This is a genomic window from Cellulosimicrobium composti (genome assembly GCF_009711085.1).
GTDB lineage: Bacteria > Actinomycetota > Actinomycetes > Actinomycetales > Cellulomonadaceae > Cellulosimicrobium > Cellulosimicrobium composti.
The window spans coordinates 23462-37754 of record NZ_WMKA01000015.1 but is presented as its reverse complement, the minus strand read 5'-3'; the positions used below and the strand labels follow the sequence as shown (position 1 = coordinate 37754).

Genomic DNA, 14293 nt, shown 5'->3' with positions numbered 1-14293 from the left:
CTCCTTCGGTCGAGCGGCCGGCACCGTCGCCGGCGGCCCGATCCTAGTGCGCTCGCACTCCCCAGGGGACGCCGTCGCGCTCGGACCAGGGTGTCCCCGGGACGCGACGCCCGGGCGTGGGGCGCGACGCTGCGCGTGAGGCGTCGGGGGACGCCAGGACGGAGACGGGACCGTGACCGCACAGGTGCTCGCGACGCGCCCGGAGGACCGGGAGCTCACGTCGACCTTCCTCGCCGCACGACCGCAGCTCGTGGCGATCGCGCGCCGTGTGCTCCGGGACGGGGTCGAGGCCGAGGACGTCGTGCAGGAGGCGTGGCTGCGGTGGCGGCGGGCCGACCGCGACCGGGTGCTCAACGCGCCCGCGTTCCTGTCGTCGACCACCACACGGCTCGCGATCAACGTCGTGCGGTCCGCCCGCAGCCGGCGCGAGACGACGGCGGGCGGATGGGTCCTCGACGGGGCGGACCAGGACGGCGGGCCCGAGCCGGCGGTCGAGGTCGCGGAGTCGGTCGACGCCGGTCTGCGGCTCCTGCTGACGACGGCGACCCCGGCGGAGCGGGCCGCATACCTCCTGCGCGCCGCGTTCGACTACCCGTACCGGCGCATCGGCGAGGTCCTGCACGTGCGGGCCGACCACGCGCGGCAGCTCGTGCGGCGCGCGCACCAGCACCTGCGCTCGGGCCGGCGGCGGCCCGTGGACGCCGCCGAGCACCGGCGCCTCGTGCGGACCTTCCTCGACGCGGCGCGCTCGGGCGACCTCGCGGACCTCGAGCGGCTGCTCGCCGCCGCCGTCCCGCACCGGGCCGTGCGCCGCGCGGCGTGAGTGCGCGGAGCCGGCGGCTCGGTGCCCGATCAGGCAACCCGCTGCGCGGGTGGGCTCAGTCCGCGGGGGCGGGGCTCACGGCGTCGGGCAGGACGGCGCGCAGCTCCCGCCGGGACGAGATGCCGAGCGTCGCGAAGACCTTGGCCAGGTGGTACTCGACCGTGCGGGGGCTGAGGAACAGCTGGGCGGCGATCTCGGGGTTGGACAGGCCCGAGCGCGCGAGCCGGGCGATCTGGCCCTCCTGCGGGGTGAGCCGGTCGTGCGGCGCGCCGACGCTGCGCCGTCGCGCGGACTCGCCGGTCGCCGTGAGCTCCGCGGCGGCGCGTCCGGCGAACGCCTCCATCCCGATCGCCGTGAAGAGGTCGTGCGCCGTCGTGAGCTCGGAGCGCGCGTCCGTGCGCCGACCCTCCCGCCGCAGCCACTCCCCGTAGAGCAGGTGTGCGCGCGCGAGCTCGGGCCGAAAGCGCGTGCGCCCGAGGCGCTCGACCGCCTCGCGGTACGCGCTCTCGGCGTCGTCCCCGCTCGCGAGCAGCGCGCGCGACCGGGCGTAGAGGCCGAGGCCCCAGTCCGTCCCGGCGGTACCCGTCACCTCGGCGAGGCGCCCGAGCGCCTCCTCCGCGCTCGTCGTCCGGCCCGCGCGGGCGCCCGCCTCGACGACCTCCGGCAGCGCGGCCATCGCCAGGGTGAGCTCCGTCTACGCCGCGGCGGCCTCCGCGTCGGCGAGCGCGCGGTCGTAGCGGCGCAGGCCGTTGTGCAGGACGGCGGAGACCCACCCGGCGTACTGGTGGCCGGTCCCCTGCCCCGTCGTGCGGGCGTCGGCGACCATCGCGTCGACGAGCCTCGTCGCCTCGGCCTCAGCGCCGCGGAACGCGGCGAGCGTCACGGCACCGTACGGGCCGAGCAGCGTCCCGGTCGCCGCGGCGATCGATTCGCTCTCCGCCACGTACGACGCCGCGGCCGCGAAGTCCCCGTGCCGCACCGCGTTCATGCCGGCCGCGTTGACCCAGATCATCAGCGGCGCGAGCATCCCGGCCTCGCGGCTGAGCCGCAGCTCGCGGTCCTGGATGGTCGCCCAGGACTCCTCGTCCCACACCACGCCCGCCGCGACGACCGCCATCTGGCTCCAGCGCAGCCGGTCGGCCACCGAGACGTCGCCCGCGGCGAAGGCGCGCGCGGAGCGCTGGAGTGCGGGCGTCGCGCGGACCGGACCCTCGGTGACGAGCGTCGCGAGCCCGTGGAGCAGGACGTCGGCCGGGCTGGGCGCCCCGACGGGCGGCGGGGCGGCGAGGGCCGCGCGGGAGACCTCCTCGAGGTCGCCGGCACCGGCGAAGCGGCCCGCGTAGATCCCCGCGTACCACGCCTCGAGGTACGTCTCGCGGGCGAGGACGTCGTCGAGCGGCTCGAGCTGCTTCGCGGCCTTGGCGAGCAGGGCGGGCGCCTCGCTGCCCGCGCTCGTCGCGAACGCGATGCGCCCGCGAAGGAGCGTCGCGCGCGCCTGCTGGAGCTCGTCCAGCGGCCCGACCGCCGCCATCTCGACGAGCTCGTCGGCCGGGCCGAACGCGCCGGCGACGAGGTTCGCCTGCGCGGCGGCGAGCGCGCGCTCCGACCGTCGCGCCGGGTCGTCCGTGAGCTCGGCCGCGCGCTGCAGGAACGCGGCCGCGGACGCCATCCCGCCGCGGGCCTGCGCGCGGTCGGCCGAGCGCTCGAGCTCGACGGCGACCTCCTCGTCGGGACCCGTGGTCGCCGCCGCGAGGTGCCAGGCGCGCCGGTCGGGGTCGCGCTCCCGGTCGGTCACCTCGGCGAGCGCGCGGTGCGCGGCGCGCCGCTGCTCCGGCGTGGCCGCGGCGTACGAGGCGGACCGGACGAGGGGATGCCGGAAGCGCACGCGCGTGCCGACGTGCAGCAGTCCCTCGGTCTGCGCGGCCTCGGCCGCGGACGACGGGACGCCCAGGCGCTCCGCCGCGCGCCAGAGCAGGAGCGGGTCCCCCACCGGCTCGGCGGCCGCGAGGAGCAGGAGCGAGCGCGTGTCGGGCGGGAGCGCGACGACACGGCGCAGGAACCCCTGCTCGATCCGGACGGGTACGGTCTGGGCACCGACGAGGCCGAGCCCGCCCGCGAGCTGCGCCGGCCCGAGCCCGCGCGGGAGCTCCAGCAGGGCCAGCGGGTTGCCCTGCGTCTCCGCGAGGATCCGGTCGCGGACGGGCTCGTCGAGGCGGAACCGCACCACGGAGCGCAGGAGGGCGTGCGCCTCGCGCCGGCCCAGGCCCCGGACCTCGAGCTCCGCGAGCCCGCGGAAGTGCTCGGCCGGCTCGCGCGCGGCGAAGAGCAGCCCCACCGGCTCCGCGAGCAGCCGGCGCGCGGTGAAGGCCAGGACCTGGGCGGACGCCCGGTCGAGCCACTGCGTGTCGTCCACGACGCACAGCAGCGGCCGCTCTCGCGCCCGCTCCGACAGGAGCGTGAGGACCGCGAGGGCCACGAGGAACCGGTCGGGCGCGCCCCCGTCGCGCAGCCCGAACGCGACCTCGAGGGCGTGCCGCTGCGGCGCCGGCAGCACCTCCACTCGGTCCAGGAGCGGCAGGCAGAGGAGGTGGAGCCCGGAGAACGCGAGGTCGATCTCCGACTCGACGCCGGCCGCGCGCACGACGTGCAGGCCGTCGGCCGCCCCGACCGTGTACTCCAGGAGGGCGGACTTCCCGACGCCCGCCTCGCCCCGGAGCATGAGCGCGCGCCCGTGCCCCGCGTGCAGGTCGGCGAGCAGGGCGTCGAGGACCGCGCGCTCGCGGCGTCGGTCCAGCAGGGGCCCCCGGGTGCCTGGTCGTGCCTGCACGACCACCTCCTCGCGTCGCGCGCCCGCGTCGACGCGGGGACCTTCTCAGGGGACCCGATCCGCCCCGGGCTGTCAAGGCTCCGCCCGGGTGCGGAGGAGCGAACGCCGCGGGCCCCCGGCCGCGGCGTCGCGGTCGGGGGCCTTCGGGGCACCGGGGACGTCCGGCGGCTCAGCTCGCCGCCGCGGCGGCGCGCGCCTCCTTCCACGCGGACAGCGTCGTCGGCGCGAGGATCGCGTCGTCGCCCACCGGCACGATCGTCGTCTCGTCGAGCGGCGTGCCGAAGTAGGTCGCGGCCGGGTCGGAGACCACGGTGCGCGGGTCGCCGGCCGCGGCGAGAGCGCCACGCACGAGCTCGTCGAGGTGGAAGCGCTCGGGGCCGGCGATCTCCACGGTGGCGTTCCGCGCCGGTGCCATGGCGACGTCGGCGACCTCCGCGGCCACGTCCTGGGCGGCCATCGGCTGGATCGCCCCCGTGGACAGCGTGACGACGCCGTCCTGCGTCGCCGAGTCCGTGATGGCCGCGAGGAACTCGAAGAACTGCGTCGCCCGGACGATCGTCCACGGCACGGGTGACGCCTTGATCAGCTCCTCCTGGGCCACCTTGGCCCGCAGGTACCCGCTGCGCGGCGCACGGTCCGCGCCGACGATCGAGAGCGCGACGTGGTGACCCACGCCCGCGGCCTGCTCCGCGGCGAGCACGTTGGTGGTCGACGTGGTGAAGAAGCTCAGCACGTCCGCGTCGGCGAAGGACGGCGAGTTCGACACGTCGACCACGACGTCCGCGCCCGCGAGCGCCTCGGCGAGCCCCTCCCCCGTGAGCGTGTTCACTCCCGTGTTCGGCGCCGCCGGCACCGCCTCGTGCCCCTGCTCCCGCAGCCGCGAGACGACCTGCGAGCCGATCAGCCCTGTTCCCCCGATGACGACGACCTTCATGACGCACCTCCGTGACGTGGATCCGGGCGGCCCGCGGCGCGCCCCTGACTCCTGTTCGACCGGCCGGGCCCGCGATCCGTGACAACGCCGCACGCGGGCCGCGGCTCACGGCGCCGGGCGCCGACCCGAGCGGTCGGCGAGCGGCTCCGGACGCCGCACGTCGCCCGCGCGCGAGGCGTCCGCGTGCCGTCGCACGGCGCGGAGCACCTCGTCCGTCGTGCGGTCCAGGAAGGTGCGCCCGTCGGGGGCGCACGCGTCGGGGCTGATGTAGCTGCCCGCGCCGATGTGGGCGGCGGGGCTGAGGTCGACGTCCGTGACCCTGCCGGCCCGGACGGCGCGGTTCCACGCGCTGCGGCGCGTGACCCGCGAGCGCCAGCGCGCGGGGAAGACCACCGTCCCGAACCGCTCGATCCAGTCCGCGCCGCTCGTCAGGCGGTACACGTGCTCGGCGTCCGCGAGGTCGTTCGTGCCGCTGTGGAAGCCCCCGACGGTGACGATGACGATCGGCGCGCGCAGCTGCGCGTAGAGCTCGCGGACGGCGCCTGTCGCCACCTGGGCCCCGCCGCTGTAGCAGAGCAGGACGACGAGCGTCCCGGTCCCGGCACGGTAGCCCGCGAGACGGAGCTGGTCCGCGACGTGCGCGCCGACCGCGTCGTTGTAGAGCGGCCGGTATCGGCGGTCGGCGGCGACGAACGTCTGCACGACGTTGTGCAGGAACAGGACGATCCCGGCGCGGCGGCGGAACCAGTCCCACACCGGTCGCCCGACGAGCGGGCGGACGAGGGGCGAGTACGGCTGCACCTGCCCGAGGACCCGCAGCGTCGGGCCGCGCGCGATGACGGCCTGGACGAGCCGGCCCCCGTCACGCGTGTCGCGGAACCGGAGCTTGCCGATGCCGTCGAGGTACACGACATAGGCGTCGGGCGGGCGGTCGGGGTCGGCTCCGCGCGCGTACGGGAGTCCGTCCGGCAGCTCCCGCGCCTGCTCCCGCCACCCGGTCGCGTACACGAGCAGCTCGTGGCGGGCGAGGATGGCCTCGACGACGAGGACGGTCCCGAGCGCCGCGAGCACGCCGACGACGAGCGCTTCGGTCACGCGACGGCCCGCCGCGAGCCGGTGGCGACGACCCGTGCCACGACGAACCGGACGACCTCGACGGCCGCGGCGAGACCGAGCCCGGCGACGGCCACGCACGCGGCCGCGGCCCACCAGCCGGCCCCCGCGGCGTCGGCGAGGCGCCCGGCCATGGCCGCCCCGACCGCGACGAGCAGCGTCGCGTGGAGGAACGGGCCGACGAGCGGGAGCGCGAGCACGGCGGCGAGGACCAGGGGCGCGACCGTCGCGGCGGTCCAGCCGAGCGTGACCCCCGGCGCGGCGCCCGTCGCACGTGCGACGGCGACGGCGGCGGCCGGCCAGGCAACGATCACGACGGCCTCGACGACGGTTCCCGTCAGCATGAGCGCGGCGACGAGGGGACCGGACGCGCGCGACCTGCGCGCCACGACCGGGAGCACCCGGCCGGCGGCCTCCGACAGTCCCGCGAGCGCCACGAGGGCGAGCACGGCGGCGGTCACGGTCAGGCCCCTGCGCGCTCGGCGGCCGGCTCGCGGCCCAGCACCCGCTCGAGCTCGTCGGCTGCTCGCCCGGCCCCGCCCGCCCGGACCTGCTCCTCCCGGAGCCGGCCCGCGGCCTCCCGGAACCGCGGCTCGCGGAGGAGCCGGCCCGCGAGCTCCGTCACCGCCCCCACGGAGACGTCGCGCGTCGACAGGACCAGCCCGGCGCCGAGCGCCGCGACGCGCGCCGCCACGAGGGGCTGGTCAGCACCCTGCGGCACCAGGAGCATCGGGACCCCGGCGAGCATCGCCTCGTTGACGCTGTTCATGCCCGCGTGCGTCACGAAGAGCGCGGCGCGACCCAGGACCTCCGGCTGCGGCACGGAGCGCCGGGCGACGACACCGGCGGGCAGCGCGCCGAGCGCGGCCGGGTCGGTGCGGCCGGTCGCGAGCACCACGGTGCCGCCGAGGGGGGCGAGGCCCTCGGCGAGGGTCCGGAGCAGGCGAGGGCCGCCGTCGAACACCGTGCCGAGCGAGGCGAAGAGCACGGGCGCGTCGAGGTCGCTCGGGAAGGTCGGGTCCGCGAGCCGCGCGCCGACGCTCGCCCCGACGAACCGGTACGACGGGCCCAGGGCGTCCGCACACCGGGCTGGAACGACCGGGTCGTGAAGACGAGATTGACGGGCTCGCGCGCGTTGACGAGGTCGACGAGCGGGAGCCGCCCGGCGCCGTACCGGCGGCGCAGCGCCCAGCGCGAGCGCACGTAGCTCCCCGCGAGCGCGGGCCGGCGCGCGGCCGAGCGGAGCAGGTCGCGCGAGAGGCGGGTCGGGCTCGGCCCGTTCGCGCCGAACGCGAAGGTGGTGAAGAGCGACACCGCGGGCACACCGAGCACGCGCGCCGCGAGCGCGCCCCACGGGCAGGCCGCCCCGTGCACGACGAGGTCCGGTCCCACCTCCCGCAGCCCGGCCAGGACGGCGGGCAGCACCTCGTGCGTCGTGCGGGCGAGGCCGTCGAGCATCGCGAGCGGGATCGGCGGGTCGGGCAGCGGCAGCCGCGCCGGGTCGGGGCGAACTGTCGCGCCCGCCGCCTCGACCTCGGGGGCGAGCTCGGGCGACGTCCAGCAGACCACGGTGTGCCCGCGCCGGACGAGCTCCGCCACGACCGGGAGCGTGGGGTTCACGTGCCCGCGCAGCGGGACGTTGAGGAACGCGACGACGCTCACGACGGCACCGCCACGACGCCGTCCTGCGCGGCGGGGCGCGCCCGACCGCCCCCGGTGCACCTGCCGAGCCCCGTGCCCACCGCTCTTCCCTCCGTGCGAGCCGTCCTGCCGACAGGACGACCGGGCAGGGCCGCGATCCGTGACAGTCACGTCCGCCGACGGCGAGCCGTCACGGGCCGGTCGCCGACCCACCCGTGGTCACGGACGACCGCGTCCATGGCCTCCCGGCAGCGGGCCAGGAGCTCGGCGACGTCGGCGGGTGCCGCGCCGCGGGGTCGCTCGGGCGGCAGGATCGTCAGCCGGATCGACGGCCGCGGACGCCACCAGGGCCACGGACCGTACGTGAAGACCATCGGGACGACGGGCACGCCGAGCCGGCACGCGTACGCGAACGCGCCGCGCCGGAACGGCCGCAGCGCCGTGTCGTACATGACGAGCTCGCCCTCGGGGAAGACGTGCACGCCCTGGCCCGCGTCGAGGACCCGGCGCAGCCGCTCCTCGAACGTGCGGAGCTCCCCGGGCGTGCGCGGCAGCGCCAGGGCGAGGAGGTGGGTGACGAGGAACCCGGCCACGGGGAGGCGGAAGTTCTCGGGCTGGGACGTGACGGCCGCGCGTCGGCCCCGGAACTGCCCGGCGGCCCACGGGCCGTCGAGGTAGTGCACGTGGTTGGAGACCGTCACGACGCCGCCGCGCACCGCGTCGAGGTGCTCGCGCCCCGTGACGCGCAGCCCGTGGACGACGTACCCGTACCCGCGCACGATCGCCATGGCGACGTCGAAGAAGACCGCGTCGGCGCGGCTCCAGAGTCGGGGCGTCCGGCCCTCGCGCGGGACCTCAGCGCTCATGGGAGCGCCCGTGCGTGCGGCCCTCGGTGTCCTCGTGGTCGAGCGCCGTCGGGTCCGCCGCACGGCCCTGCTCGGCCACCGCGCGGAGCAGCATCTCCTCGATCCGCGGGACGCACCGGTCGATCGCGTGCTCCGCGCCCAGCTCGGCGTAGACCGACCCCATCCGGGCACGCTCGTCGTCGTGCTCGACCCAGTAGTCGATCGCACGCGCGAGGTCCGTGGGGTCGCCCGCGCGGAAGAGGCTGCGCTCGTCGAGCGCGAACTGGCCGGTCGCCGACGCGCGGGCGTCGGCGATCACCGGGACGAGCCCGGTCGCGACGGCCTCGAGGCACCCGACGGCCTCGATCTCCGCGTCGGCCGCGTGCACGTACAGGTCGCTCGACGCGAGCACGTCGCGGAGCGCGTCCTGGGAGAGGAAGCCGATGACCGGCGGGTGCGGGAGCGACCTGCCGAGCCGCGCGTACCGCTCGGCGAGCGGCCCGCGCCCGGCGAGCACGACCTGGATGCGCTCGGCGTGCCGGGACCGGCGGACCGCCTCGAGGAGCACGTCCTGACGCTTCTCGCGGGACAGCCGGCCCGTCATGGTGATGACGAACCGTCCGGCCAGGTCGCCCCACTTCGGCAGCCGGCGCGGGACGAAGCGCGGGTCGACGCCGTTCGACACCACGTGCAGCGACGCGCGGTACCCGTGGTTGCGCAGCTCGTCGGCGATGAACCGGCTGGGGCAGTGGACGTGGCCGAAGCGGTCGTAGAACGGCCGGAACACCGCGTACACGAGGTCGTTGAGCGGCCGCACCCGACCCAGCCCGAGGCTGTACGTGACGTTCTCCGGCTGCACGTGGAACGCGGCGGTGGCCGGGACGCCGAGAGCGCCCGCGAGCCGCTGGGCCCGGGAGCCGAGCCAGAACGGCGACATGACGTGCGCGATGTCGGCCCAGCGCAGCGCCTCGCGCAGCACGTCGTCGTCGGGCTTGGCGAGCACCCAGCCCTGGGCGGCGACGACCCGGTCGAACCCCGGGACGCCGCGCCGCCGGAGCGGGTAGCGCACGACGTCGTCGGCCGGGTGCGGGGCGTCGGATCGCTGCGTCGCGTCGTCGGCGTAGCACGCGACGCGCACCTCGTGCCCGCGCCGGCGCAGCGCGGCGGCGAAGCGCCGGGCCGAGACCGTGGTCCCGTTGGTGGGATCCTCGAACTGGTCGATGACGAGCAGGACGCGCACCCGCGGCTCCCTCACGACGCTCGGCGCACGGTCCGCGCCTGCTGACGGGATGACGTCAGGCTAGAGGACCGCCGCCGGGGGACGCCGGACGCGCCGGGAGCGTGTCGCGGTCCGCCGGGGTCCGGGCCCCGGTCCGAGCGCGCCGCCGGGCACGCTCGGACCGTCGGGCCGCAGCCGGGCGCTGCCGCGCCCGAGGTCCCGCTCAGGCGTTGGCGAGCTCGCGCTCGTCCTCCTCCGCGAGGGGCTTCTGGTCCTCGTAGCGGCGCACGACGCGGCTCACGGTCGAGCGCGACGCCGAGACCTTCTGCGCGATCTCGCGCTGGTTCATGCCCTGGCGGGCGAGCTCGACGATGCGGCGGTCGCGCTCGACGGTCGGGTCCTCCTCGCCCGGCGTCGCCTCGTCGGTCGCCGCCGCCGAGGTCTCGGCCGCCGGGCGCGCGAGGTCGAAGAGCTCGACGCGGCGCGTGTGGCCGGTCACCGTCGGCGGCTCGACGGCCGGGGCGCTCGGGGTCTCGGGGACGGGCTGCTCCCACGGGAGCGGCCGGGTGCGCCCGAACACCTCCTTGACGCGCGCCTCCAGGTCCGGCAGGGCCTCGAAGGACGTCTGGGGCACGTAGGGCTTCTCGTCCACCTCGTCCACCGCCTCGTCCGCCACGTCCACCGCGTCGGCCGTGCCGTCCTCCGCGGGCGCCTCGGTGGCGGGGAGCTCCTCGGTGATCGCGTCGTCCTGCGAGGACTCGGCCGCACGCTCCTGCGCCTCGACCACGGCCTCGGCGGCCGTCGCGCGCGCCGGCTCGGGCGCCGCGATCTCGGGAAGGGTCGAGCCCCCGAGCTCGCGGGCGTCGGCCTCGCGCGCGTCCGCCCCGCGAGCGTCCGTGACGACGGCGACCGGCGCGGCGACGACCGCGGCGACGGCCGCGACCTCGGCCGGGCCGCGCGCGGTGCCGCGCTTGACGGAGCTCGCCCCGATGAGGTCGAGCCGCGCGCCGTGACGCTCCGCCGCCTCCAGGCGCTCGACCCACACCTGCATGCGGCGCTCGAAATCCTCGACCGTCAGGAGCTTGAGCGCGGCGTCCCGCGCGGCGCGCTGACGCTCGTGCGCGGCGCGGACCTTGCGCAGGTCCGCGGGCGAGCCGGCGCTGTCCGCGCGCGCGTCGCGCCACTGCTCCAGGGCGGAGACGTAGCCGTGGACGCGTGCCTCGCGACGACGCTCCTCGAGCGTGTGCCCCGTGACCATGTGCCGCTCTCCCACGAGGGCGAGGTGCCACATGAGCGCGGCGACCAGCGGCGGGACGAACCGGAAGATCACCATGTACGGCGTGCTCGCCGTCGGCACGGCGACCTCGTGGAGGGCCGCGAACAGGCCCGACGTGCCCGAGAGCACCCAGGTGAGCGTGAGCAGGACGCCGTACGGGCGGCCCTCGAGCGCCGCGTTGCGCGCCATGAGCGCGACCGCGACGAGGCTGACCTCGAGGAAGCCCGCGAGGCCGTACGCCTCGAGCGGCGTCATGTGCGCGACCTCGAGGCCGAACAGGACCATGCCGCTGTAGGCCAGGGCGGTCGCGATGAGTGCCGCGACCACCACGGCGACCATGGGCAGATGCCTGCCGCGGTAACGCACCTGCCGCGGTGAACCGCCCGATCCGGTCTGGTCCTGCTGTGTCACGTCGTCCTCCGAGAAGTGGGGTGGGGCGCCCATATCCCAACACTCAGGACACTCCTCGTCAACGCGCCGGAACGATCCGAAACCGGATCGTGAGCAGCGGCGCGCCCGCAGGTGCCGCGACGGGCCGTCAGACCCCGCGACGGACCCTCCGGACAGCACGACGCCGCGCCCCCGTGGGGACGCGGCGTCGGTGTCGACCGGTGCTGACCGTCAGACGTTGAAGCCGAGCGCGCGGAGCTGCTCCTTGCCGTCGGTCGTGATCTTCTCCGGACCCCACGGCGGCATCCAGACCCAGTTGACGCGGAAGCCGTCGACGAGGCCCTCGAGCGCCTGGGCGGACTGGTCCTCGATGACGTCGGTCAGCGGGCAGGCCGCGGACGTGAGCGTCATGTCGATGACGGCGTGGTTGTTCTGGTCGATCTGGATCCCGTACACGAGGCCGAGGTCGACGACGTTGATGCCGAGCTCGGGGTCGATGACGTCGCGCAGCGCCTCCTCGACGTCCGCGACGTTCGGCGGGCTCGGCGTGGCGCCCTCGGCGGGCGCGCCGGTCTCGGTGGTCATCGGTTCTCCTCCGTCGTTGCCCGCGCGGCGGGCGCCGCGTCGGGGGCTGCTGCGGTCTGCGGGGCGGCGAGGGCTCCCGAGGTAACGAGCGAGTCGCGCAGCGCGGCCCACCCGAGCAGGGCGCACTTGATACGCGCAGGGTAGCGCGACACGCCCGTGAAGACGGTCGCGTCGCCGAGCTCGTCCTCGGTGGCCTCGTCGAGGCCCTTGCCGCGCGAGCCCATGAGCTCGCGGAACGCCTCGCCGAGGTGCTCGGCCTCGGTCGCGGGGCGACCGGTCACGAGGTCCGTGAGCACGGACAGCGAGGCCTGCGAGATGCTGCAGCCCTGCCCCTCCCAGCTCACGCGCTCGATGGTGTCGCCGGCGAGCTCGACGCGGAGCGTCACCTCGTCGCCGCACGTGGGGTTGACCTGGTGCGACTGGCCGCTCGTCGCGCCGTCCGTCACCTCGACCAGGCCCCGACCGTGCGGGGTCTTCGCGTGGTCGAGGATGACCTGCTGGTACATCTGCTCGATCGAGCTCATGGCGTCCTTCCTCAGTCCACCGAGAAGAACGCCCGGACCCCGGCCAATGCTTCCCGGAACGCGTCGACGTCCTCGCGCGTCGTGTACACCGACGCGGACGCGCGCGCGGTCGCGGCGATCCCGAACCGGCGGTGCAGCGGCTGCGCGCAGTGGTGGCCCACGCGCACGGCGATCCCGGCGTCGTCGAGCACCTGGCCGACGTCGTGCGCGTGCACGCCGTCCACGACGAACGACACGACGGCGAGCCGGTCCACGGGCTCGCGCGGACCGATGATCCGCACGCCCGGGATCTCGCCGATGCGCAGCAGCTCGGCCGCGAGCTCGTGCTCGTGCGCCGCGACCGCGTCCATGCCCAGCTCGTGCAGGTACTTCGCGGCGGCGCCGAACCCGACGACCTGCGCGACGGGCTGCGTGCCGGCCTCGAAGCGCTGCGGCGGGGCCATGTAGGTCGACTCGGTCATCGTGACGACCTCGATCATCGACCCGCCGGTCGTCACGGGCGGCAGCGCCTCGAGCAGCTCGCGCCGCCCGTAGAGCGCGCCGACGCCCGTCGGGCCCAGCATCTTGTGGGCCGAGAACGCGGCGAAGTCGACGCCGAGCGCGGGCAGGTCCACGGGCAGGTGCGGGACGGACTGGCACGCGTCGAGCACGGTGAGCGCCCCGACCTCGCGCGCCCGCGCCACGACCGGCTCGACCGGCGTGATCGCGCCCGTCACGTTCGACACGTGCGTGAACGCCACGACGCGCGTGCGCTCCGTGATGACGCTCGCGGCGTCCTCGACGCGCACGCGGCCGTCGTCGTCCACGTCGAACCAGCGCAGGACGGAGCCCGTGCGGGCCGCGAGCTCCTGCCACGGGACGATGTTCGCGTGGTGCTCGGCCTCGGTGACGACGATCTCGTCGCCCGGGGCGAGCGCGAAGCGGCGGGCCGCCTCTCCCCCGCGCCCGAGCGTCGCGTTCGAGATCCCGTACGCGACGAGGTTGATCGCGGCCGTCGCGCCGGACGTCCACACGATCTCGCCCGGCCGCGCCCCGACGAACGCCGCGACGTCCGCACGGGCGTCCTCGAACGCCTCCGTCGCCTCCTCGGCGAGCTGGTGCGCGCCGCGGTGCACGGCCGCGTTGCGCTCCTCGTAGAAGTCGACCTCGGTGTCGAGGACGACCTGCGGCTTCTGCGACGTCGCCGCGGAGTCGAGGTAGACGAGCGGACGACCACCGCGCACGGTGCGCTCGAGCAGCGGGAAGTCCGCTCGCACGGCGGCGAGCTCGTCCGCCGTGAGGCGGGCGCTGTGCGCGGTGGTCGTCATGGCTGGCTCCTCGGGTGCGGGACGGCTCAGGCGGAGGCGGCCGAGGCGGACTCGACGGCGCCACCGAGGTAGCGGTCGTAGCCCTCCTCCTCCAGGCGCTCGGCGAGCTCCGGGCCGCCCTCCTCCGCGACCTTGCCGTCGACGAAGACGTGGACGAAGTCCGGCTTGATGTAGCGCAGGATGCGCGTGTAGTGCGTGATGAGCAGGATGCCCGCGTCGGTCTCGCCGTGGACGCGGTTCACGCCCTCGGAGACGATGCGCAGCGCGTCGACGTCGAGGCCCGAGTCGGTCTCGTCGAGCACGGCGAACTTCGGCTTGAGGAGCTCCATCTGGAGGATCTCGTGGCGCTTCTTCTCACCGCCGGAGAAGCCCTCGTTGACCGAGCGCTCGGCGAACGAGTCGTCCATGCGCAGGCGCTCCATGGCGCCCTTGACGTCCTTGACCCAGTGACGCAGCGCGGGGGCCTCGCCGTCGATCGCGGTCTTCGCGGTGCGCAGGAAGTTGGACACGGACACGCCGGGGACCTCGACCGGGTACTGCATCGCGAGGAAGAGGCCCGCGCGGGCGCGCTCGTCGACGCTCATCGCGAGGACGTCCTCGCCGTCGAGCGTCACGGTGCCGCCGGTGACCTCGTACTTGGGGTGGCCGGCGATCGAGTACGCGAGCGTCGACTTGCCGGAGCCGTTCGGGCCCATGATGGCGTGGACCTCGCCGCTGGCGATCGTCAGGTCGACGCCGCGCAGGATCGGCTTCGGCCCTTCCTTGGTCTCGACGCTGACGTGCAGGTCGCGGATCTCGAGAGTGGACAT

14 protein-coding genes are annotated in these 14293 nt (G+C 75.9%); 1 reads left to right on the top strand and 13 read right to left on the bottom strand.

Translation table 11 applies throughout. From position 1 onward, the window contains the following. The first annotated feature begins 172 nt into the window (after positions 1-172). A complete protein-coding gene (locus tag GJV82_RS08635) occupies positions 173-823 on the top strand; it encodes a sigma-70 family RNA polymerase sigma factor (RefSeq protein ID WP_318657445.1) in 651 nt (216 codons plus the stop codon). A 55-nt stretch (positions 824-878) separates the two neighbouring features. Here GJV82_RS08635 and GJV82_RS19995 read toward each other — a convergent pair whose 3' ends face one another. From GJV82_RS19995 to sufC, 13 genes are all read right to left on the bottom strand, one after another. After that, positions 879-1499 carry a helix-turn-helix transcriptional regulator gene (locus GJV82_RS19995; protein ID WP_225873221.1) on the bottom strand — a complete coding sequence of 207 codons (621 nt, stop codon included), beginning with the start codon at positions 1497-1499 and terminating at the stop codon, positions 879-881. Positions 1500-1517: 18 nt separating this feature from the next. Then, positions 1518-3650 (bottom strand): ATP-binding protein, encoded by a 2133-nt coding sequence (locus tag GJV82_RS08630; RefSeq protein ID WP_318657444.1) that lies wholly within the window; start codon positions 3648-3650, stop codon positions 1518-1520. Between the two features lie 169 nt (positions 3651-3819). Continuing rightward, positions 3820-4584 (bottom strand): SDR family oxidoreductase, encoded by a 765-nt coding sequence (locus GJV82_RS08625; RefSeq protein WP_024839510.1) that lies wholly within the window; start codon positions 4582-4584, stop codon positions 3820-3822. A 105-nt stretch (positions 4585-4689) separates the two neighbouring features. Then, the gene (locus GJV82_RS08620; RefSeq protein ID WP_225873220.1) at positions 4690-5679 is read right to left on the bottom strand and encodes a hypothetical protein; all 990 of its coding nucleotides are present in this window, start codon (positions 5677-5679) and stop codon (positions 4690-4692) included. Further along, entirely contained in the window at positions 5676-6158 is a 483-nt protein-coding gene (locus GJV82_RS08615) for a hypothetical protein (RefSeq protein ID WP_318657443.1), read from the bottom strand. Before GJV82_RS08615 ends, GJV82_RS08620 begins: the two co-directional genes overlap by 4 nt. A gap of 2 nt (positions 6159-6160) precedes the next feature. Beyond that, on the bottom strand, positions 6161-6661 hold the full coding sequence (locus tag GJV82_RS20450; protein WP_404812950.1) for a nucleotide disphospho-sugar-binding domain-containing protein: 501 nt from the start codon (positions 6659-6661) through the stop codon (positions 6161-6163). An 844-nt stretch (positions 6662-7505) separates the two neighbouring features. Then, positions 7506-8204 carry a lysophospholipid acyltransferase family protein gene (locus GJV82_RS08605; RefSeq protein WP_155098926.1) on the bottom strand — a complete coding sequence of 233 codons (699 nt, stop codon included), beginning with the start codon at positions 8202-8204 and terminating at the stop codon, positions 7506-7508. Further along, complete coding sequence (locus GJV82_RS08600) at positions 8194-9423, bottom strand: glycosyltransferase (protein WP_318657442.1); 1230 nt, start codon at positions 9421-9423, stop codon at positions 8194-8196. Before GJV82_RS08600 ends, GJV82_RS08605 begins: the two co-directional genes overlap by 11 nt. Positions 9424-9625: 202 nt before the next feature. Further along, positions 9626-11017, bottom strand: coding sequence for a helix-turn-helix domain-containing protein (locus tag GJV82_RS08595; RefSeq protein ID WP_155098925.1), 1392 nt, complete (start codon positions 11015-11017; stop codon positions 9626-9628). 282 nt (positions 11018-11299) lie between these two features. Continuing rightward, positions 11300-11653, bottom strand: coding sequence for a metal-sulfur cluster assembly factor (locus GJV82_RS08590; protein WP_024839505.1), 354 nt, complete (start codon positions 11651-11653; stop codon positions 11300-11302). Continuing rightward, positions 11650-12177 (bottom strand): Fe-S cluster assembly sulfur transfer protein SufU, encoded by a 528-nt coding sequence (gene sufU / locus GJV82_RS08585; protein WP_024839504.1) that lies wholly within the window; start codon positions 12175-12177, stop codon positions 11650-11652. Before sufU ends, GJV82_RS08590 begins: the two co-directional genes overlap by 4 nt. A gap of 11 nt (positions 12178-12188) precedes the next feature. Next, a complete protein-coding gene (locus tag GJV82_RS08580) occupies positions 12189-13484 on the bottom strand; it encodes a cysteine desulfurase (protein WP_155098924.1) in 1296 nt (431 codons plus the stop codon). 26 nt (positions 13485-13510) lie between these two features. Continuing rightward, positions 13511-14293, bottom strand: coding sequence for a Fe-S cluster assembly ATPase SufC (sufC, locus tag GJV82_RS08575; RefSeq protein ID WP_024839502.1), 783 nt, complete (start codon positions 14291-14293; stop codon positions 13511-13513).

What these genes read in the sequence shown, in the direction of transcription:
- GJV82_RS19995 (WP_225873221.1), bottom strand. Translation starts at nt 1,499, where the DNA reads ATGGCCGCGCTGCCGGAGGTCGTCGAGGCGGGCGCCCGCGCGGGCCGG.
- GJV82_RS08625 (WP_024839510.1), bottom strand. Translation starts at nt 4,584, where the DNA reads ATGAAGGTCGTCGTCATCGGGGGAACAGGGCTGATCGGCTCGCAGGTC.
- GJV82_RS08605 (WP_155098926.1), bottom strand. Translation starts at nt 8,204, where the DNA reads ATGAGCGCTGAGGTCCCGCGCGAGGGCCGGACGCCCCGACTCTGGAGC.
- GJV82_RS08595 (WP_155098925.1), bottom strand. Translation starts at nt 11,017, where the DNA reads ATGGTCGCCGTGGTGGTCGCGGCACTCATCGCGACCGCCCTGGCCTAC.
- GJV82_RS08590 (WP_024839505.1), bottom strand. Translation starts at nt 11,653, where the DNA reads ATGACCACCGAGACCGGCGCGCCCGCCGAGGGCGCCACGCCGAGCCCG.
- sufU (WP_024839504.1), bottom strand. Translation starts at nt 12,177, where the DNA reads ATGAGCTCGATCGAGCAGATGTACCAGCAGGTCATCCTCGACCACGCG.
- GJV82_RS08580 (WP_155098924.1), bottom strand. Translation starts at nt 13,484, where the DNA reads ATGACGACCACCGCGCACAGCGCCCGCCTCACGGCGGACGAGCTCGCC.
- sufC (WP_024839502.1), bottom strand. Translation starts at nt 14,293, where the DNA reads ATGTCCACTCTCGAGATCCGCGACCTGCACGTCAGCGTCGAGACCAAG.